This is a genomic window from Epilithonimonas tenax DSM 16811 (genome assembly GCF_000428485.1).
Lineage (GTDB): Bacteria > Bacteroidota > Bacteroidia > Flavobacteriales > Weeksellaceae > Epilithonimonas > Epilithonimonas tenax.
Genome location: NZ_AUAA01000013.1, coordinates 23,527 through 43,348, shown reverse-complemented (window position 1 = coordinate 43,348; position 19,822 = coordinate 23,527). Strand labels below are relative to the sequence as shown.

Genomic DNA, 19,822 nt, shown 5'->3' with positions numbered 1-19,822 from the left:
GAAGAAATTGAAAATGAACTTAATAAAAATAGCAACACAAAATGAAAAGACCAAAATACGCAAGCGATAAAATCCTGAAAGAATTCATACAAACTGCTTTGGAAGAAGATATCCAAGGTGGCGACCATTCTACACTTTCCACAATCCCGAAAGATCTGGAGCAGAAAGCACATTTATTAGTTAAAGAAAATTGCATCCTTGCGGGAGTGGAATTGGCGGAAATCATCTTCAAAACTTTTGATAAGAATCTTACGGTTGAAACTTTCATTAAAGATGGAGAATCTGCAAAAAAAGGAGACATCGCCTTTATCGTTACCGGAAAAGCAAGATCTATTTTATCAACAGAAAGATTAGTTCTTAATTGCATGCAGCGAATGAGCGGCATTGCCACGATGACTCACGATTGGGACTCGCGATTACTAGGAACCAAAACAAAACTTCTCGACACCCGAAAAACCACGCCTAATTTCCGGGTTTGCGAAAAATGGGCTGTTGCAATTGGCGGCGGAACCAATCACAGATACGGACTTTATGATATGATCATGCTAAAGGACAACCATGTAGATTATAATGGAAGCATCACTACTGCCGTAAAAATGGCAAAAGATTATGTCAAAAAAAACAAACTGAAACTTAAGATAGAAGTCGAAACCAGAAATCTGGAAGAAGTAAAGGAAGCCGTAAAATCCGGTGCTGACAGAATCATGTTTGATAATATGCCAGTGGAAATGATGACCGAAGCCGTAAAACTCGTCAATGGAACATCAGAAACAGAAGCTTCTGGCGGAATCACCCGTGATATGTTAAATTCGGTGGCAAAAACCGGTGTAGATTTTATCTCAGCAGGCGCATTAACCCACTCTTCGAGCAATATCGACCTGAGTCTCAAGGCTTTAAAAATTTAACACTATATTAACAGAACCTATTGATTTTTTTAAGACTTTTGCGGCATAAATCTTAAAGAAATGAAAATGTTATCGAAAAAACCGGCATTAGTCCTTATGCTGACGATGAGTACAGCAAGTTTTTACTTCGCACAATCTACTCAAGATACACTTAGCAAAGACACAAATATCGATGAAGTCGTTTTGACCGGCGTTGCTGACATCGCAAAAGACAGAAAAACGCCTGTTGCAGTTTCTACGATCAAAGAAGCACAGATTCAAGAAAGACTTGGGAATCAAGAATTCCCTGAGATCCTTAATACAACACCTTCAGTTTATGCCACAAAAGCAGGTGGTGGTTTTGGAGATTCAAAAATGAAAATCCGTGGTTTTGAACAGGAAAACATCGCTGTAATGGTGAATGGTATGCCTGTAAACGATATGGAGAACGGTGCTGTTTATTGGAGTAACTGGCTTGGACTTTCTGACGTCACTTCTTCTATGCAGGTACAAAGAGGTTTGGGTTCTTCCAAGCTTGCCATTGCATCTGTAGGAGGCACGGTTAATATTCTGACAAGAGCTGCCGACAAAAAACAAGGCGCTGTAGTATCTGTGGGTGTTGGTAATGATGACTACCACAAATCTCTTTTTGCTTACAATAGTGGCAAATCTGAAAAAGGATGGGCATCTTCATTCTTACTCAGCAGAACTGCCGGATCTATGTATGCGAATGGAACTGAATTCGAAGGATACAACTACTATTTTGCATTAGGTTATCAAAAACCAGGCGGTAAGCACGATTTCCAATTTACCATTACTGGGGCACCACAATGGCACAACCAGAGATCAAGTTATATTTCAATTGCAAATTCTGTTTTAAACAATACTGATAAAGACGGAACACCTAACATCAAATATAATTCTGATTGGGGTTATAGAAATGGAGAGGAATTTTCGAACAGGGTTAACTATTACCACAAGCCAGTAATGTCCTTAAACTGGGATTGGAAAATGAGTGAAAAATCTAAGTTGAACTCTGTGTTCTATGCATCTTTTGGTAGAGGTGGTGGTACAGGAGACCTAGGCACTGTAAAAGTGGGTAATACGACTTATAGCAATCTTAATGCTTTCCCAAGAACAGCAGATGGCCTCATCAATTTTGACGGTCTGTTTGCAGCTAATGCAGGAATAAACGCAAACACGGCTGGAGCAAGAAACACATTGGTAAGAAGATCTTCCATCAACTCACACAACTGGTTTGGAACAATCATTAGTTTTAATCATAAGATTAATGATCATTTGAACTTTACCATTGGTACAGATGACCGTTACTATTACGGCTATCACTATCAGGTTGTTTCTGATTTCTATGGTGCAAATGGCTACAAAGATATAACCAACCAAAATTTTAACACGACTTCTGCAACAAACGTTTTCACACCTTCGCCAAGGGTGATCACCAATTCGTTTGATCCAAAACCAAACTGGAACCCTTTCGGTGGAAAATTAAATAACGAAAGTGACATGGTTGCTTATAACAACGATGGCGAAGTATTGTGGTATGGCGGTTTTGGACAATTAGAATATTCTAATGACAAACTATCCGCTTATGTACAGGGTGCCATTTCGAACCAAAGTTTCCAGAGAATAGATCATTTTATCTTAGATGGCAGAACATTATTAAATGGGCAAATTGCAGGAACCAACTATACTGTAAACAATACAGTGATTACGGCTCAGCCTACAGCGTCCAACCCAGCACTTAATACCAAAACAGGATTCAAAGATATTTTCGGATACAATGTTAAAGGTGGGATCAATTACAACATCGATGATCAGCACAACGTATTTGTAAACAGTGGATACTACTCCAAACAACCATTCTTAAATGCAGTTTATCCTAATAACAAAAACTACTTAAATCCAAATCTAACCAACGAGAAAATATTTGGTCTGGAAGCTGGATACGGTTTTAGAGCTTCTTTCTTGACAGCCAATGTTAACATTTACAGAACATCTTGGAAAGATCGATTTATCAGAAGAGGTGGTTTACAGATTGATTTAGATGGTAACCCAGCAACGACAAATGACATCATCACCAATGCATATGCTAACATCCAAGGTGTAGAAGAAATCCACCAAGGTATCGAATTAGAAGCAATGGCAACTGTCAATAAGTATTTGTCATTTACAGCAATGGCTTCTTTAGGAGACTATTTCTACAAAGGAAATGCTACAAGTAATACATTTGACGAGAGCAACCAGCCTATTAATACACCAGGTGCGGCAAGCGCCAACACAACATTGTACCTGGACAAAGTAAAAGTAGGAGGATCAGCACACAGAACATTGGCCGGAGGTATTGTTATCAAACCTACAGATTGGATCTCTTTTGATGGAACATACAGAGCTGTGAGCAGATTGTACGCAAACATCAATCCTATTAACTTCCAAACGGAAGCGGCCCAGAAATTAGGTTCATTGGAACTGCCTACTTTCGGATTAGTAGATCTTGGTTTAACTTTTAAAATCAAATTGAATAACCCTAAACAGTTCTTTACGCTAAGAGGTAACGTTTACAACATTTTGAACAAAGTGTATATTGCGGAATCTAATACCAATAACCACGTAAAACAATTGACTGATTTTACAACTACAACGGCAGGAGGTGTTACCACAACAGCGCAGCAAAAATATGATGCGTACATCAATAATTCTTCTAATTTTTATAAAGGATTGGATACTTCCAACCAAGTCTACTTCGGATACGGTAGAACATGGGCGGCCACATTATCTTTCAACTTCTAAAAACATTTAGATTTTATAAACCACAAAATCCCGGCTATCTGTCGGGATTTTTTTATCTTTGTCATTCAAAAATCTGAATATGGAAGTTTACAACATTCTTTTGAACGCTCACAAAGGTTTCGCTTATCTGGAACTAGCTTTGGTAGCTGCATTTTTAATCCTTTTGCTGGTAACAATGTTTACCTACAGCGGTAACATTACAAAGGCTTTACGTAAAGTCACATTGTTTACAATGATCTTCTTTCACGTTCAGTTTTTGATAGGCATCACAATGTTGATCACCAACATTACAAAAGGTCTGGATATGGCCTCAGTGATGAAAAATGCAGATCTTAGGTTTACCTATGTAGAGCACCCTTTCTCTATGCTGATCGCAGCAGTGCTCATGACCATCGTCAACAAGAAGTTAAAAACCGATGACAAATTAACAATACGCCTAATGTCTTTAGGATTGGTAGCAATCGCTCTTTTCGTGTTCGCTTTCCCTTGGGCAAGAGTTTTCGGCGCTTAAGTCATTAAAATCGAAAATATTTGATTTAATAAAACACAAACTTATCGATTATCATTAATCATTAATCAATTATAAAAAATGAAAGTAGCTGTAGTAGGCGCAACCGGAATGGTTGGACAAGTTATGCTGAGAGTTCTGGAAGAGAGAAATCTTCCGATTACCGAATTAATTCCCGTGGCATCAGAGAGATCTGTTGGCAACAAGGTCAAGTTTAAGGACAAGGAATTCACTATCGTTAGCATGGACGACGCTATTGCAGCCAAACCCGAGATCGCCATCTTTTCTGCTGGTGGCGATACTTCATTGGAATTTGCCCCTAAATTTGCTGAGGTCGGAACAGTTGTTATCGACAATTCTTCAGCCTGGAGAATGGATCCTACTAAGAAATTAGTCGTTCCAGAAATCAATGCCAATATTTTGACTAAGGAAGACAAAATCATCGCCAATCCCAATTGTTCAACAATTCAATTGGTAATGGTTCTTCACCCTTTGAATATTAAATACGACATCAAAAGAGTGGTCGTTTCTACTTATCAATCCGTAACCGGAACCGGTAAAGCAGCTGTAGATCAATTAAATTCTGAAATCAAAGGCGAAAGTCCTGAGAAAGTTTATCCTTATCAAATCTTCAAAAATGCTTTGCCGCATTGTGATGTTTTCTCGGATGATGATTACACAAAGGAGGAAATCAAATTGATGAAAGAGCCTAAGAAAATTATGGGCGATGACACTTTCAATCTGACAGCAACAGCTGTAAGAGTTCCCGTACAAGGTGGACATAGTGAAAGCGTGAATATCGAATTCGAAAATGAATTTGATCTGGATGAAGTCAGAAAAATTCTTTCCGAAACACCTGGCGTAACACTTCAGGACGATGTAAAAAACAACCACTACCCAATGCCTTTGCACTCCGAAGGGAAAGACGACGTGTTTGTAGGAAGAATCAGACGAGATCTCTCCCAACCGAAAACGCTCAACCTCTGGATCGTGGCAGACAATCTGCGAAAGGGCGCTGCTACCAATGCAGTTCAGATCGCAGAATATCTGGTAGCAAACAACTTAGTATAAACTAACAAAAATCAAAGAATCTTCGAAAACCTCGAAGATTCTTTTTTTAGCAATGGAAAAAAGCAAAGAACAAAACGCCAATATTACCTTTCAAAAATGGATCGCCGCGGTAGGCATCGTCCTTTTTGTCGGAAAAATCGTAGCGTGGAAATTGACCAATTCAGATTCGGTTTTTTCAGATGCGATGGAAAGCATCGTGAATGTCATCAGCGCATTTATGGGACTTTACGCCTTATATCTAGCTGCGAAACCGCGAGACGAAAATCATCCTTACGGTCACGGAAAAGTAGAATTTGTAACCTCGGCCATAGAAGGCTCTTTGATCTGCATCGCCGGGATTATGATCATCTATGAAGGCTGCAACAGTTTGATCACCGGAAAGGTCATCAGCAAAGTGGATTGGGGAATTTGGATCGTGGCAGCAACAGCCATTGCGAATTATGTTTTGGGATACATTTCCATTCAGAAAGGGAAAAGGCAGAATTCTGTGGTTTTGATTTCTTCAGGAAAACATTTGCAGTCGGATACATTTACGACTTTGGGTGTTGTCATCAGTTTAATATTGGTTTATTTCACAAAGATCGTTTGGATAGATTCTGTAGTGGCTTTGATCTTTGGCGTTTACATCATCACGGTTGGTTACAAGATCGTCCGCCATTCTCTCAGTGGGATTATGGATGAGGCAGATCCGAAAATGCTGGGAAATCTTGCCACATTTCTTAACAGCAACAGAAAACCAGAATGGATAGACATCCACAACATGAAGATCCAGCAATTTGGAAGCCGCCTTCACATCGACGCGCACATCACTTTACCTTGGTATTTCGAGTTGAGAACCGCTCACGAAGAGATGGAGCAAGTGATCAAATTGATCGCTGGCAACACCGATAGATCTGTAGAATTCAATTTCCATATGGATGACTGCAAACCGATATCCTGCGCTATTTGTCAGATCAAGAACTGCCCTGTCCGCCAATACCAATTTGTTAAAAAAGTAGAATGGATCGGCAACAATATTGCCCAGCCGGACAAACACACCGTGGAAAATACTTAAGCGTTTCTGATTGTCCGCAAAATGTGTCATCCTCGAAAACGCTTTGCATTATTTGCTAAGAGTTGTAATCTTCTCCAAAAACTGAAACATTTAAAAATATAGTTTTTAAATTTGGAATACAATGAAAAACACAAAATTTTCAGAAGTTCAGATCATTAAGATCTTATCTTAACAAAATCAAGGAAAAACAATCGCTGAAAAGCCGCCCAGCAAGGTGCGACTTAAAAAAAATAAATAGTTAGGTTCTTCTACACCTTTAAAGGTAGAATAGATTAATAGGTGCCTAAAATATTCAAAGCTCCATCTTTTTTCTATAATAAAAAACAGGAATGATCAACAACAACGGCAAAGGTTGTATCACAAATCTTCTGATATAAAAAGAGAACAGATACCCAAACTCAAGCTTGTCATAGATACAGAACAGGTAGATCGGAAAAACGATGACAAAGATCAAAGCCATCAGTACAAACGCCTGCTTACTCCAGTTGCTATTCTGGAACAAAAAATGAATAATCCAAACTGAAAAAAAAGTATTGAGCCCAAACCTGAAAACATACGAAACCACCAGCTTGCCCCACTGAAAATTGGGAAATACAGCACTGTGATCTGCAGACTTGAAGAACATTATAAAAGGATCGTAAAAAACCGTATCTTCTACTACACGGATCCCTACTAATCCTAAAATGCCTAACAAAACAAAAAAATACCTAAGCATTTTCAGAATTATTTGTGCATTGCAAAATTGATATAAAAACCACCATTTTTACAGAAATTAAAGTAATTGATGATAAAAACTACGCTATGCCGATTTAACTGTTATAAGGTTAAAAACACAGGGTCAAATTTTATCCGAAAAGGGTGATTTTTTTTACGAAAGGAATTGTGAAATTCTCGATTGTGAATGGTTCATAAAGAATATATGGAAAAGAACCAATAAGTGCTTAAATTTGTTTTTCATTGTGTGCGTGTGTGTTCGGGATAAAATTACAAAATAAAAAACAACTGGTAATCTATTTTTTTCTAAAAAAATTATTTTTTTCACAAAACAACAAAAGACAGAACCAAGTGATTCTGTCTTTCGTTGTTTTACGGTCAGTTAAAGTTATATCAAAATGATTTGTATGACCCTACAGGGCGCAATTTTGACAAAATTTTCAAAGCATTTTTCTGCCTTTTTAGGGTTAGGGAAAAGAAAAATGTCTTGAAAAATTTATCTTTTAACCAATTTTAAACGAACTCTTATTTTAAAATTTAAAGCTAATCCAACCTATAATCGGCTACATATTTCAACTTTTCGTAAAGCAAAAAACCGAATCCACACCAGCCAAAGACCAATGACGCCCCCATAGATGATTGCCGGAAAAAGATAATCATGACCGATTCTTTCGTATTGCGGATATTTGAGGAAAATAATATTCAGAAGGGCAATTCTGGAAACGTTCAGGATGTGAAGGATCAACAAGCCTGCGAAAATATACAGAAAGGTTTTGGTGCCTTTATAAAAAGCAAGTATAAAAGCAACAAAAAGAATGGCAACCGATATGACATTGCAACCTTCTACCATCCTCGTCGTGAATTTGCCATCCGTCTTGAAAAGCACACTGTGAACTTTCAGATGATCTACCAAAACCGTTGGAAAACCCACAAAATTCTGAAGAATAGCAACCTGCCCAGCAACCCATCTTGTGAAAGGGTCTACCACATCATTCTCATAATTATTGAGGTAAAACTGGTAAAGCAGTACAAAAACAATGTAGACGATTACAAACCGTAATAAAATCTTCAGAACCGGTAGAAAATCTTTCATCGTGTAAAATTACGCTTTTTCGTGGTTTCAAATTCTATTATTAATTAACTTTGTCTTATGCAGAATCATCAGGAATTTTTCGAAGATTTTTTAGGTAAAAGAGCCAGTTCATTTGTCGCACTTCCGCAAAGTGGATCAGCAAGGATCAATTATATAGCCTCTTCTGAAACCCAGAAATATGTGGTTACCTACAACGAGAACACCCTTGAGAATGAGGCGTTTTTTTACTTTTCGGAGGTATTTGCTGGTTTGAATCTTAACACACCGAAGGTGTTGCTAATCGATCAAGAAAGAGATCTGTATGTTCAGGAATTCTTAGGCGATCGGACGTTATCAGAAGTTATTTCGCAAGAAGGCGAATCTGAACGCGTCAAAGATTTGGTCAAGAAAAGTCTGAAAGCTCTTTTTGAACTTCAAAACAAGACGTTGGGAAAAGTGGATTACAGCAATAGTTTTGAATACGAGAGCTACGATGATCTGCCCATCACGCACGATTTGTACTATTTTAAAAACTTTATGCTTGATGTGTTGGAAATCGAATACCATAAGTCCACTTTATTAAAAGAATTCAAACAAATATCGGAGGTGATCCAGAAGCTGGAGCCAAAAACCTTGATGATCCGGGATTTCCAGTCCAGGAATATTTTGGTAAACGAAGAGGACAAGGTCTATTTTATTGATTACCAGTCAGCCATGGAAGGTCCGGCTGGTTATGACGTGATCTCTTTTCTGTATCAGGCGAAAGCAAAATTTTCAAAGAATTTCAAAGAAGAAATGTTGGAATATTATTTGGCTTTCTGGGAAAATGCATCTAAAAGAGAAGCTTTGAAAACATCTTTCGAATGGCTGCAAATGATGCGTTTTCTGCAGGTTCTAGGCGCGTACGGATTCCGAGGTCTGATCCAGAGGAAGTCGCACTTTTTAGCCAGTCTTTTCCAGGGAATTGATAACATCTATGAATTGAATCAAAGCTGGAATGTGATCTCTCAAAATTTTCCGGAGTTGTATTTTGTCATTTTAAGATTGAAGAGTCCAGAAGTACAATCCAAAATTGAGGATTTGATCATTGGCTAGATGTTGGATTCAGCCGGAAGTATGCTGCATTTTAGGAATACCGACCGTTAGCTGGACGTTGTCACACCACTACATGGGGCTTCCTACGGCATGACAAAACTGACTTTTTATGGATTTGGGTGGATTGATCTTGAAAGGCCTAGCCCCGATTGCAGCGGCATCCTTTTTTGGTATTGCTTTCCCAACGGCAATCTATGTCCTAAGGTCGTCCGCAATGGCAAAAAAGATAGAGCGGAAAGCGGGATTAAGCTCCTCAAAAATGGAGCTTTGACTAACGCCCAAAAAAAAACTCAGAAATGAATTCTGAGGTTTTTCTGAATATATTCAGTTATCTAATTATTTAATATACTTAATTGATTTTGTTTTATCACTCTTTTTGCAAACCTGAACTTCGGCCCCCAATAGTTATCGTCCAGTGAGGAAACCATGACCCCTTTGGAAGTGGCTGCGTGGATAAATTTGATTTGTCCTTCGGCGGTCACTTCTTCTACGATACCGACGTGTGAGATTCTTCTTCCGCCGTGTGAAAAGAAAACCAAGTCACCTTTCTGTAATTCGGTTCTTTCTACAGAATCCCCTTCCTGAGATTGTTCTGCTGCGACTCTTGGAAGCTCCATGCCTGCTGCTGCTCCAAATACAGATAGTACAAATGCTGAACAATCTATTCCGCTTCTGGAAGTTCCTCCGTATCTGTAAGGTGTTCCAAGGTAACTTTCGGCTTCGGATAAGATGTTGTCTATGGTGTTGCTGTGGATGATCGCATTTTCTATGGCTGATCTTTTGATTACTTCATTCGTATTAGCGATAGAAGCCAAGACTTTTTGGCCTTGATTATCAGAATTTTTTGAAATCGCTTTTACCTCGAGAGAAGCAAACTTGGCATTGGTTTTGTATGATTGGTTGTTAGAAACCACGTAGTTGGAAACGCAAGATTGCAGTGAAAAAAATGTGGCTACAAATAAGAAATAAACTAGAACTCTTTTCTTCATATATATTTAATTATCTGTTAAACTTGAGTGGTTTTTTTGTGATTGCATAGCAAATTTAGCCATTACTCTTGGAAGGGTCTCCCAAATCAAACTGGTAGCTCTTTAGTTTAACATATTTTAACAGTCTCACGTAGAATGTTAAAAAAAAACAACCGCAAAGCCTTTATTTAGACTTTGCGGTTTTGTTTTTAGTTAAGATTCTTTAACGTTTTAGAATTTGTCTATCTCGTAAATAATAATTCTCTATACTTGGTCATTGGCCAAAGCTCGTCATCTACCATCATTTCCAGAGCGTCAGATGCGTCTCTAATGTTATCAAACAGAGGCTTCACCTTGTTGCAATACTCTTCAGCCTGTTTTTGGCTTCCGGCCGTATTTTTAGCATTTTCTTTTGCGGTCAACAAAGCATCAACGCCTAATTTGATAACCGAAACATTGCCTGAGATATCAGAAATAAGGCTCAATTGTTCTTTTGCCAAGGTCTTGAATTCTTTTTCACTGAAGATCTCTTTCAAACCTTTCACATTCTCTATCAATCTGTTTTGGTAGTTAAGTGCCGCAGGGATGATGTGGTTTCTGGCAATGTCTGCCAAAACTCTAGCTTCGATGTCGATTACCGTAGAATACTTCTCTAGTTTGATCTCATTTCTGGCTTCAAACTCTCTGTGAGAATAGATTCCCAATTCTTCGTAAAGATCTACGAATTTTTTGTCCAATTCTCTCTTAAGCGCTTCTGGCGTCGTTTTAAGATTGTTCAAACCTCTTTTCTTCGCTTCTTTTGCCCAATCATCGGAATAGCCATCTCCCTCGAACATAATATTCTTTGAATGCTTGATATATTCTCTCAGGATATTGAAAATTGCCTCATCTTTTTTAAGACCTTTCTCTATCAAACCATCCACTTCTATTTTAAAAGCTTTTAGCTGTTTTGCGGCAATCACATTCATCACCGTCATGACCTCTGCACAGTTTGCAGAAGAACCAACGGCTCTGATTTCAAATTTATTTCCTGTAAATGCAAACGGAGATGTTCTGTTTCTATCAGTGTTATCCAAAAGGATCTCAGGGATTTTCCCAACAACGTTCAGTTTCAAATCTGTTTTTTCTTCAGGTGACAATTTCCCGTCCGTTACTTTTTCCAACTCTTCCAGCACGCGGAATAACTGACTTCCGATAAATGCTGAAATAATCGCTGGTGGTGCTTCGTTAGCTCCTAATCTGTGATCATTGCTTGCGGAGGCAATAGAGGCTCTCAACAAATCCGCATAATCGTGTACCGCTTTCAAAGTATTCACGAAGAATGTCAGGAACTGAAGATTTTTTTTAGGATTTTTTCCTGGACTCAAAAGATTTTCACCTGTGTCTGTTCCCAGAGACCAGTTGTTATGCTTTCCACTACCGTTGACTCCGGCGAATGGTTTTTCGTGAAATAAAATATGGAAGTGGTGCTTATGTGCAATTCTCGCCATAATATCCATTAATAATGAATTGTGATCCACCGCAACATTCGCTTCTTCAAACATTGGTGCCAACTCAAATTGATTGGGAGCCACCTCGTTGTGTCTTGTTGTTACAGGAATCCCCAACTTCATACATTCGATTTCCAATTCCTTCATAAAGTTCATCACTCTTGTAGGGATGGATCCGAAATAATGATCATCCAACTGCTGACCTTTTGCAGGAGAATGACCTAGCAAAGTTTTACCCGTCAAAACAAGATCCGGACGTGACTGAAACAACGCCGTATCTACCAGAAAGTATTCTTGCTCCCACCCAAGCGTTGGAGAAACTTTGGTCACGTTTTTATCGAAATAGGACTTCATGACATCTGTAGCCGCTTCATCTACAGCATTGAGTGCCCTCAAAAGAGGTGTTTTATAATCTAAGGTCTCGCCTGTGTAAGAAATAAAGATAGAAGGAATACAAAGTGTAGTTCCCATAATAAAAGCCGGAGAAGTAGGATCCCAAGCGGTATAACCTCTTGCTTCAAAAGTATTTCTGATACCGCCATTAGGAAAAGAAGAAGCATCTGGCTCTTGTTGGATCAACATTCCACCACTGAATCTCTCAATTGCTCTTCCGCCTTCTATAGGCGTGAAGAAAGAATCGTGCTTCTCAGCAGTTGCTCCTGTCAAAGGCTGAAACCAGTGTGTGTAATGCGTTACACCTTTTGATAATGCCCAATCTTTCATAGCAACAGCCACCTGATCAGCAATATGTCTTTGGATCTTTGTCCCTTTCTTAGAAGCTTCCATTAACAGTTGGAAAGCATCTTTGGTAAGATATTCTCTCATTGTTTCTTCAGAGAATACGTTTTGACAAAACAGCTCTGATAGTTTTGCAGGAACTTCTACGAAATTATCTCTTCTGTAATTTCTGAAAGGAAGCTCGGCTAAGGCTTTAAATCTTAATGTTGACATAAAATTTTTGGATTAATTTTGTACAAATATAAAAAAAAGTATAACTGATATCATTTTTTTATGGGCTAAGTTGAAAAAAAACGACACAAGATCATACGAGTCTATTAAAAAAACACCCCATCTACGGGTGTTTTCTATTTTTCAAAGATTTTTTTTAAAACTTATACATGGCTGCGATTAAAAAGTTTCCGGCAGATTCTGTAGCCACTTCTTTCTTTTTTATGAAAATAGGCTCTGTTGCTTTCTCGAATCTGATCTCTGGCTTCAACTGAAAATTACCATAGGACAAAGTTCCTGAAATGGTATTGGCAAAAATGTTTTGACCAACTGTTCCTGAACCAATTGCCAGCGCATTTTCTTTATTATTAAGCAATTCTGCCCTGTAGTTCAAAGCGAGATGTTCTGTAAGTCCATATTTAAGATACCCAACAATGGATGACCATCTTTTTTTGAAGTCGTCCAGATCATCTTTGGACTCAAACGTAGTAGCATTAAGCCCCAATTTTAATTTGTCCGTCACCTTACAGGCCGCGGTGATATCAAATTGAGATATGTTTGAACTCTGTGGATTGTAGCTGCCTTGCTGACCATTCAAATAAACATTGAAACTGTCCGCCGCGTAACCAATTTGCCAGATGAAAAATTTATTTCTGTAGCTCTCGGTCATGACATCGCCACTCACCTCTACCACTTCAACTTTCTGGAAAGAAGACCGCAAGTCTGTCGGGTTTGCAATCCCTGCCATAAAATTGAATTTATCGAGAACATAATTAGCCTTCAGTCCTGTGTGAAAAAAAGGGCCGTAAGAAAACGCATAAGACATACTGTAAATATCATTATCAGGCGCATCTAAAAGTTCGTAACCGATATGCGTTGTCCAGGAACCCGCCGTAATCGTAAGCTTGTCTGTTGCAGCATAATCTATAAATAACTGCTTGATGATTAGGCCCGTATTGGATTGGGTATAGTTGAATTGTTCTACACGATTCCCCACCCCAACGTCCGCTGTAAGACCGAATTTACCGGTTTTATGGGTCATTTTCAGGGACAACATGCCCAATTCAAATGAATTATTAGGTATTGTAAAACTTGTTCTTGTATTGAAATCGACATTTGCAAAATCATACTTATAGAAAATATCAGCAGAACCACTAAAGTGAAAGCTCTTCAAACGATCTTCTTCCTGGGCAAAAGCCAAAGAACCAGAAACCCCCAACATCAGCAACATTATATTTTTTGATAGAACGGAAAATAATTTCATAATTATATTTTTAAGATTAGTATTAAATCACTCCTGACTTTTGGGCAAAATCCACCCATACGCCTCGCGAAACAAAGTGTAAATAATTGATTTATAGAATTTTAAATTTTAACCAGAACTCAAAACATAGAATCTCTAAAAACCCAAGAAATCTATTTTTAAAAGTTATAGAAAAAGATTTTGTCAAGCCCTTTATAAAGACTCTCCGTGCTGTGATCTGTCCAGACCTTGTATTTCGTATTCTTGATTGACACGAAGCGGTGAAATCAGATTGGTAATATAAAGAAGGACAAAAGACCCTCCAAAAGCGAAAACAGAAACTCCAACCAAAGCAACCAAATGCTTAATGAACAGACTGGTTTCTCCATAGAACAGGCCCTGCTCTACAACCGCAGGATTAACAGATGACGTTGCAAAAACACCCGTCAAAACCATTCCCACCATACCACCTACACCGTGACAAGGGAAAACATCCAACGTATCATCTACATCCGTTTTGCTTCTAAGATTAACAACAAAACCACTCACAGCCACAGCTATTAATCCTATCAAAATCGAATGAGGAACCGTCACGAATCCAGCAGCAGGCGTAATGGCAACCAAACCAACCACAGCCCCTATACAGACACCCATGGCAGAAAGTTTTTTCCCTCTTATTTTTTCGATAACACCCCAACCAATCGCTGCCGCAGCAGAGGCCGCTGTTGTATTAGCAAAAGCCTGTACAGCTAATGTTCCAGATGATAATGCAGATCCGGCATTGAAGCCAAACCAACCAAACCAAAGTAACGCAGTTCCTAAAATCACGTAAGTAATTCTGCTGGGATTATGCTCCGGCTCATTTCTTTTTTTCAAGAACAGAGCAGCAGCCAGCGCAGCCCATCCTGCACTCATATGCACAACGGTTCCACCTGCAAAATCCAAAACACCATATTTAAATAAGATCCCTTCCGGATGCCAAACAGCATGAGCCAAAGGAGAATAAATCAAAACTGAAAACAAAATCATAAATAGCAAATACGACCAAAACCTAACCCTTTCTGCAAAAGCACCTGTAATGAGTGCCGGTGTGATGATCGCAAACTTCATCTGAAAAATAGCAAAAAGCAAAATAGGTATTGTTGGAGCCAGTGACCAGGCGGTTTTAGTTCCCACATTATTAAAGAAAAGATATTGGGTTGGATTTCCAAAAAGTCCACCTACAGTATCGCCAAAAGCCAACCCAAATCCAATAACCACCCAAACGACCGTAATAACACCCATTGCAATAAAACTTTGCAAAATCGTGCTGATCACATTTTTCTTCGTCACCATGCCGCCGTAGAAAAACCCCAGTCCCGGCGTCATTATCAATACCAAGGCTGTTGACACCAACATCCACGAGATATCCGCAGCACTAAACTTAGGAATATCCTTCTCAGCAATAGGCGTCTCCATAAAGATACTGCCCGAATACAGGCACAAAACCGCTAAAATAAGCAGTGTCATTAGTAAAATCCATTTTCTCATAGTTTAATTATTTTAAATTGTAAATCTAATTTATGGATATTATCACAAATAACCCTAATTAATTGGGGCTTTCTCAATAAAACAACATTAATTTTAATTAACACCCCTATAAAATAACAATATTAATACTTATATAATAAAACTATAGAGAGTACACCCCTATTTTTAGACACCTTCGTTTTTTTTAATGCGAACCTAACTCCAGAGTGAATAAAATTTATTCTTGAGACTATTTCCCAATTCCGGAAGAAAGATTAATTTTAAAACCAGTTACCAAAAATTCCAAACAAAGCCCAAACGACTGACAAACAGATAGTTAATTATTTAATTTAATTTTTGTAACTTTGTAGACTTTTATAAAAATTTTAATATATGGCAAATTCAAGAGCAAGAGAAACCACAGAGGCTATCGAAAGATTATACGTGTCTATGAGACATTTATTCTACAGGGGATTTTTCAAACCTTCAGGTGTTTCGGGCGAGTCATTAAGAAAACTCTTAATGGTCATCAATCCCGAAATCTACGGAAGTATGAGCGTTCCCAATAAGATAGAACTGGATGGTCTGCTTTATGTTCTTGACCGTCTTCCGGAAGGCATTGAAGAGTGTTCTTTCATCCACCTAACTTCGGACGAAGGTTTCGACAAAGGAAGTTTCGAGCCCATTGTTCCTAAGAAAAGACGTAGAAACTGCTATAGAATAGATGAACACCAGATGAACATCGAAGTTCTATTGGGACGTTCTGAAATTTATGACATCCTAACGCACCTTACGTTTCTCTATCTGGAAGCTGACAAAATCAGAAATATTGGATTCGATATGAGCCAGGACGGCAGACCTAGACGCATCTGGAAAATCATAGAAGAAGTCGCAAAAGGCGAGAAAAAACACAGCCGAAAAGAAAAAGAAGTAGCGTTGATCCATCTTTCCTCTTTCCTGGGAAGGACTTTTGATGAAACCCTGAACGCTTATAACGGTTTTGGCGATGACAACAACCCAGACCGTCTGTTCAAAATCATTTATTGGTTAGGACAGGTAAGTTTGACAGACTGGAAAGAAGTGAGCGAACGCGAAATCTATTTCTCATCGATCCTACAGGAAAGAGTTGGGCACCACCTTTTTGGGGAGAAATGGGCCAACAAAATCAAACAGGTTTTGGTAGAGAACAATCTGCATATGAGACCGCTTCACATCATCAGTGCGAATATGCACTCTGTGAAAAACATGCTCTTCGCCAATGATGCACTTCATAAAAAAGGAACAAAAGAGGTAGATTATAAATTATTCGCTGATATCAGCAATAAGAAGGATTTACAAACCAAGATTTTGGACCACGCCCTAAAAGAAGGCATGATCTACATAGAGGATCACAGCGGCAGTAATATTGACGTTCAGATCATAGACCTTTCTAAAACCGAACTGAAGAACTCTGTTTTTGCTACTCAGAAATACAATGGAGACGATATTATTTTGGTTTTCGATTATGCTTTTGGAGAGCAGGCTTTTGAAGTGATGGACGAGTTGCTAAGACCTTACGAGGTGAAGGGCGAAGTCTATATGATGAAGGTAAAATCAGTTTCCATTATGGGAAAAGCAGGCATCTTAACGGGCGGAAAAGGTGACATTATGATCCCAACCGCTCACATCTTTGAAGGTACTGCGGATAATTACACTTTCGAAAATGCCTTGAATCTGGAAGATTTTGTAGATGATGAGGTCAAAGCTTATGAAGGACCGATGGTGACCGTTTTGGGAACATCGCTTCAAAACAAAGACATCCTATCTTACTTTATGACGACTTCTTGGAAAGCCATCGGTCTGGAAATGGAAGGTGCACATTACCAAAAAGCAATTCAGGTAGCGAGCAAGATCCGTCATCATATTTCTCCAGATCTATTTGTGATGTATGCTTACTATGCGTCGGATAATCCATTGGAGACGGGAAGTACATTGTCTTCCGGCGGACTTGGACTCACAGGCGTGAAACCAACTTATATGATCACACATAAAATAATCGAGAAAATTCTTGAGCAGAAATAAAAGAAAAAAACCTCCAGACTACATAGACCGGAGGTTTTTTTTGGAATGATAAGCAAAAGCGTCCTGAAAATCTCGGGACGCTTTTTGATATATTTATTTGATCTTCGACAATGCATCTACCGTTTCTTCCAGATAGAAATCTCTTTCGAGATTTTTTCTCCAGTTTTCGGTTTTTTTGGCAAATGCTTCGTCTTTTTTGATTCTTAATAATTCGTCCGGATGAAGGGTAAATTTTAATCCGTTATTGAATTTGTCCAGACCTTTGAATTTCTCGATCTGCGCTTTGCGCGTTTTCATCAGTTCATTGAACTTGGTTTGGTTGAGCGTAATGGTTTCTTCCTTGTCCAACGCTTCTTTCCATTCTGCAGATTCCTGCAGTAGTTTGTAATTGCTATTAGCCGCAATCTTTTTGTCAATTTCTGCCTGCAATTGCGGTACATTAAGCGTCGTCAATTTTTTATAACTGGCGGTTTCTATCTTGTCCCAAGGCAAAGCAAACTGATCAAAACGCTCACCCACTTCTGAGTACGAGAAGAAGTCTTTCATCTTGATATCAGACTCAACTCCTTTTCTTTGGGTAGATTCACCAGATATTCTGTAGAATTTCTGGATCGTGAGCTTCAAAGAACCAAAATCTTCATTGCTATTAAGGAATCGATTAAGGTCAACAAAAGTCTGTACGGTTCCTTTCCCGAATGAACTCGGCGAACCAATAATAGCAGCTCTTCCATAATCCTGCATTGCTCCTGCAAGGATTTCTGATGCAGAGGCAGATAATTCGTTCTGCATAATGACCAGCGGACCTGTCCAGATAGGTTCATTGGATTTATTAGATAAAACCTGAACTTTTCCACGACTGTCTTTCACCTGCACGTAAGGACCTGCGTTCATAAATAATCCCATGATATCGCCGACTTCTGTCAAAGATCCTCCACCATTGCTTCTTAGATCTAGGATAATGCCTTGTACATTTTCTTTCTTAAGTTTGATCAATTCTGCTTTGATGTCGTCAGAAGCATTTCTCCCTTTCGGATCTTCAAAGTCCACATTGAAACTCGGCAAATAGATAAATCCATATTTTTTGCCATTGGAAGCATTTACAGCAATACTTCTTGCAAAGGTATCTTCTATCGCCACTTCTTCACGGATCATCGTCACTTCTTTGATCGTCTTATCTTTTTTCTCAACGGTCATTGTGACAGGTGTTCCCTTTTCGCCACGGATCAGTCTTACCGCTTCATCAGATAACATTCCTACAACATTTACCGGTTCTTCTCCTGGTTTTGATTTGACTTTCAGGATCTTGTCGCCTTCGGACAATTGTTTCGATTTCCAGGCCGGCGCTCCTATCGTCAGCGCTCCCAAATAAAGATAGCCTCTTTTTTCCTGAATGATGGCACCTATGCCGATGACTTTTCCAGTGAAATTCATATCAAATTCCTCTTTGCTTTTTGGCGAGAAATAGTTGGTATGCGGATCAAAAACCTCCGTATAAGTATTCATATAAACAGAGAACCAGTCCATTTTCTTTCTTTTCTTGAATCTCCTGAAAGAGTCTGTAATCAAGTCTTTTACCTCCAAAGTTGCTTTTTCACGCTTCTTTTCCATAGAAAGTGGTGCGTATTTTATGGTATCTGGCAGTTTGTTGTTGATCACAGAATCTTTTTTCTTTTTCTGAGATTCTTCTTTGCTGTTCAAGGTTTCAATTTCCTGAAGGATGTTATACTTGATGTATTTTTTCCATTCGTTGTACTGTTGCTTGGCATCAGCAGGATACATTCTTTTTTTTGGCTCGAGGATCAATTCATCGTTTTCTTCCAGATTGATCGGTTTTGCAAGAATGTCCTGCGTCATTTTATCGATCTCATCTACACGCTGGTAAAGCCGGTCAATCGTGAGTTTATAGAAAACAAGATTCCCGTTATTCAGGTAGTCATCCAGTTTCGTATAATGCTTTTTGAACTCGTCTATATCGGACTTCAGAAAGTATCGTTTAGATGCATCTACATCTTCTATGTATTGATCAAAAACATCTTGCGAATAGGCATCGTTAATAGGTTTCGGGCTGTAATGAAGGTAGGAAAGCGTATTTTTGACGCTTACCATAATGGTCTGCATTTTCTCATCGTCATTCTGAGGGGAATTGAAACAGAACATCAGCGTCATCAGTGGCGCAAACATCAGCAGTTTCTTGAACTTGATTTTTTTGAACATAAATTTTTAAAGTGGCTTTATAATCTATTAAATTAGATTTTTTAATATTATTATCTTGCTGATTAAGCTAATTTCGCAGATTTAAACTTTAATACTTATCTGCTAGATCCATAAAATCTGCGAAGTCAATCCCAAGATTAGATAAAATTATGAAAAGTTGTTTAATCTTTGGTTTTGATTAGT

15 protein-coding genes are annotated in these 19,822 nt (G+C 38.6%); 8 read left to right on the top strand and 7 right to left on the bottom strand.

Annotated elements, in window-relative coordinates; translation table 11 throughout:
- Positions 1-41 precede the first annotated feature (41 nt).
- The 5 genes from nadC to F564_RS0108405 all read left to right on the top strand — a co-directional run bounded on the left by nadC (position 42) and on the right by F564_RS0108405 (position 6,325).
- Positions 42-905, top strand: a complete 864-nt coding sequence (gene nadC / locus F564_RS0108425; RefSeq protein ID WP_028122252.1) for a carboxylating nicotinate-nucleotide diphosphorylase — start codon at positions 42-44, stop codon at positions 903-905.
- Between the two features lie 60 nt (positions 906-965).
- Complete coding sequence (locus F564_RS0108420; protein ID WP_028122251.1) at positions 966-3,692, top strand: TonB-dependent receptor; 2,727 nt, start codon at positions 966-968, stop codon at positions 3,690-3,692.
- Between the two features lie 79 nt (positions 3,693-3,771).
- Positions 3,772-4,203 (top strand): hypothetical protein, encoded by a 432-nt coding sequence (locus F564_RS0108415; protein ID WP_028122250.1) that lies wholly within the window; start codon positions 3,772-3,774, stop codon positions 4,201-4,203.
- A gap of 78 nt (positions 4,204-4,281) precedes the next feature.
- Positions 4,282-5,271: an aspartate-semialdehyde dehydrogenase gene (locus F564_RS0108410; RefSeq protein ID WP_028122249.1), complete on the top strand. Its 990-nt coding sequence runs from the start codon at positions 4,282-4,284 to the stop codon at positions 5,269-5,271.
- A gap of 52 nt (positions 5,272-5,323) precedes the next feature.
- Complete coding sequence (locus F564_RS0108405; RefSeq protein ID WP_028122248.1) at positions 5,324-6,325, top strand: cation diffusion facilitator family transporter; 1,002 nt, start codon at positions 5,324-5,326, stop codon at positions 6,323-6,325.
- Positions 6,326-6,617: 292 nt separating this feature from the next.
- Here F564_RS0108405 and F564_RS0108400 read toward each other — a convergent pair whose 3' ends face one another.
- Both F564_RS0108400 and xrtF read right to left on the bottom strand, forming a co-directional pair.
- The gene (locus F564_RS0108400; RefSeq protein ID WP_028122247.1) at positions 6,618-7,046 is read right to left on the bottom strand and encodes an exosortase F system-associated membrane protein; all 429 of its coding nucleotides are present in this window, start codon (positions 7,044-7,046) and stop codon (positions 6,618-6,620) included.
- A 546-nt stretch (positions 7,047-7,592) separates the two neighbouring features.
- Complete coding sequence (gene xrtF, locus F564_RS0108395; protein WP_028122246.1) at positions 7,593-8,132, bottom strand: exosortase family protein XrtF; 540 nt, start codon at positions 8,130-8,132, stop codon at positions 7,593-7,595.
- A 57-nt stretch (positions 8,133-8,189) separates the two neighbouring features.
- On the opposite strand from xrtF, the gene F564_RS0108390 reads away from it, so the two are divergent.
- Entirely contained in the window at positions 8,190-9,206 is a 1,017-nt protein-coding gene (locus F564_RS0108390; RefSeq protein WP_028122245.1) for an aminoglycoside phosphotransferase family protein, read from the top strand.
- Between the two features lie 109 nt (positions 9,207-9,315).
- A complete protein-coding gene (locus tag F564_RS20945) occupies positions 9,316-9,477 on the top strand; it encodes a hypothetical protein (protein ID WP_154656830.1) in 162 nt (53 codons plus the stop codon).
- 61 nt (positions 9,478-9,538) lie between these two features.
- On the opposite strand, the gene F564_RS0108380 is transcribed toward F564_RS20945, so the two are convergent.
- From F564_RS0108380 to F564_RS0108365, 4 genes are all read right to left on the bottom strand, one after another.
- A complete protein-coding gene (locus F564_RS0108380) occupies positions 9,539-10,195 on the bottom strand; it encodes a C40 family peptidase (protein WP_028122243.1) in 657 nt (218 codons plus the stop codon).
- Positions 10,196-10,416: 221 nt separating this feature from the next.
- Positions 10,417-12,615 carry a glutamine synthetase III family protein gene (locus tag F564_RS0108375; protein WP_028122242.1) on the bottom strand — a complete coding sequence of 733 codons (2,199 nt, stop codon included), beginning with the start codon at positions 12,613-12,615 and terminating at the stop codon, positions 10,417-10,419.
- Positions 12,616-12,769: 154 nt separating this feature from the next.
- Positions 12,770-13,876: an outer membrane beta-barrel protein gene (locus F564_RS18950; RefSeq protein WP_084406796.1), complete on the bottom strand. Its 1,107-nt coding sequence runs from the start codon at positions 13,874-13,876 to the stop codon at positions 12,770-12,772.
- A 192-nt stretch (positions 13,877-14,068) separates the two neighbouring features.
- Positions 14,069-15,385, bottom strand: a complete 1,317-nt coding sequence (locus F564_RS0108365) for an ammonium transporter (protein ID WP_028122241.1) — start codon at positions 15,383-15,385, stop codon at positions 14,069-14,071.
- 372 nt (positions 15,386-15,757) lie between these two features.
- Here F564_RS0108365 and F564_RS0108360 point away from each other — a divergent pair, with 372 nt between their 5' ends.
- Positions 15,758-17,425, top strand: coding sequence for a DUF6909 family protein (locus F564_RS0108360; protein WP_028122240.1), 1,668 nt, complete (start codon positions 15,758-15,760; stop codon positions 17,423-17,425).
- A gap of 93 nt (positions 17,426-17,518) precedes the next feature.
- Here the strand turns inward: F564_RS0108360 and F564_RS0108355 are convergent, their stop codons facing one another.
- Positions 17,519-19,639, bottom strand: a complete 2,121-nt coding sequence (locus tag F564_RS0108355) for a carboxy terminal-processing peptidase (protein ID WP_028122239.1) — start codon at positions 19,637-19,639, stop codon at positions 17,519-17,521.
- Positions 19,640-19,822: the final 183 nt, after the last annotated feature.

What these genes read in the sequence shown, in the direction of transcription:
- F564_RS0108410 (WP_028122249.1), top strand. Translation starts at nt 4,282, where the DNA reads ATGAAAGTAGCTGTAGTAGGCGCAACCGGAATGGTTGGACAAGTTATG.
- F564_RS20945 (WP_154656830.1), top strand. Translation starts at nt 9,316, where the DNA reads ATGGATTTGGGTGGATTGATCTTGAAAGGCCTAGCCCCGATTGCAGCG.
- xrtF (WP_028122246.1), bottom strand. Translation starts at nt 8,132, where the DNA reads ATGAAAGATTTTCTACCGGTTCTGAAGATTTTATTACGGTTTGTAATC.
- F564_RS0108420 (WP_028122251.1), top strand. Translation starts at nt 966, where the DNA reads ATGAAAATGTTATCGAAAAAACCGGCATTAGTCCTTATGCTGACGATG.
- F564_RS0108360 (WP_028122240.1), top strand. Translation starts at nt 15,758, where the DNA reads ATGGCAAATTCAAGAGCAAGAGAAACCACAGAGGCTATCGAAAGATTA.
- F564_RS0108355 (WP_028122239.1), bottom strand. Translation starts at nt 19,639, where the DNA reads ATGTTCAAAAAAATCAAGTTCAAGAAACTGCTGATGTTTGCGCCACTG.
- F564_RS0108415 (WP_028122250.1), top strand. Translation starts at nt 3,772, where the DNA reads ATGGAAGTTTACAACATTCTTTTGAACGCTCACAAAGGTTTCGCTTAT.
- F564_RS0108375 (WP_028122242.1), bottom strand. Translation starts at nt 12,615, where the DNA reads ATGTCAACATTAAGATTTAAAGCCTTAGCCGAGCTTCCTTTCAGAAAT.
- nadC (WP_028122252.1), top strand. Translation starts at nt 42, where the DNA reads ATGAAAAGACCAAAATACGCAAGCGATAAAATCCTGAAAGAATTCATA.
- F564_RS0108380 (WP_028122243.1), bottom strand. Translation starts at nt 10,195, where the DNA reads ATGAAGAAAAGAGTTCTAGTTTATTTCTTATTTGTAGCCACATTTTTT.
- F564_RS0108390 (WP_028122245.1), top strand. Translation starts at nt 8,190, where the DNA reads ATGCAGAATCATCAGGAATTTTTCGAAGATTTTTTAGGTAAAAGAGCC.
- F564_RS0108405 (WP_028122248.1), top strand. Translation starts at nt 5,324, where the DNA reads ATGGAAAAAAGCAAAGAACAAAACGCCAATATTACCTTTCAAAAATGG.
- F564_RS0108365 (WP_028122241.1), bottom strand. Translation starts at nt 15,385, where the DNA reads ATGAGAAAATGGATTTTACTAATGACACTGCTTATTTTAGCGGTTTTG.
- F564_RS18950 (WP_084406796.1), bottom strand. Translation starts at nt 13,876, where the DNA reads ATGAAATTATTTTCCGTTCTATCAAAAAATATAATGTTGCTGATGTTG.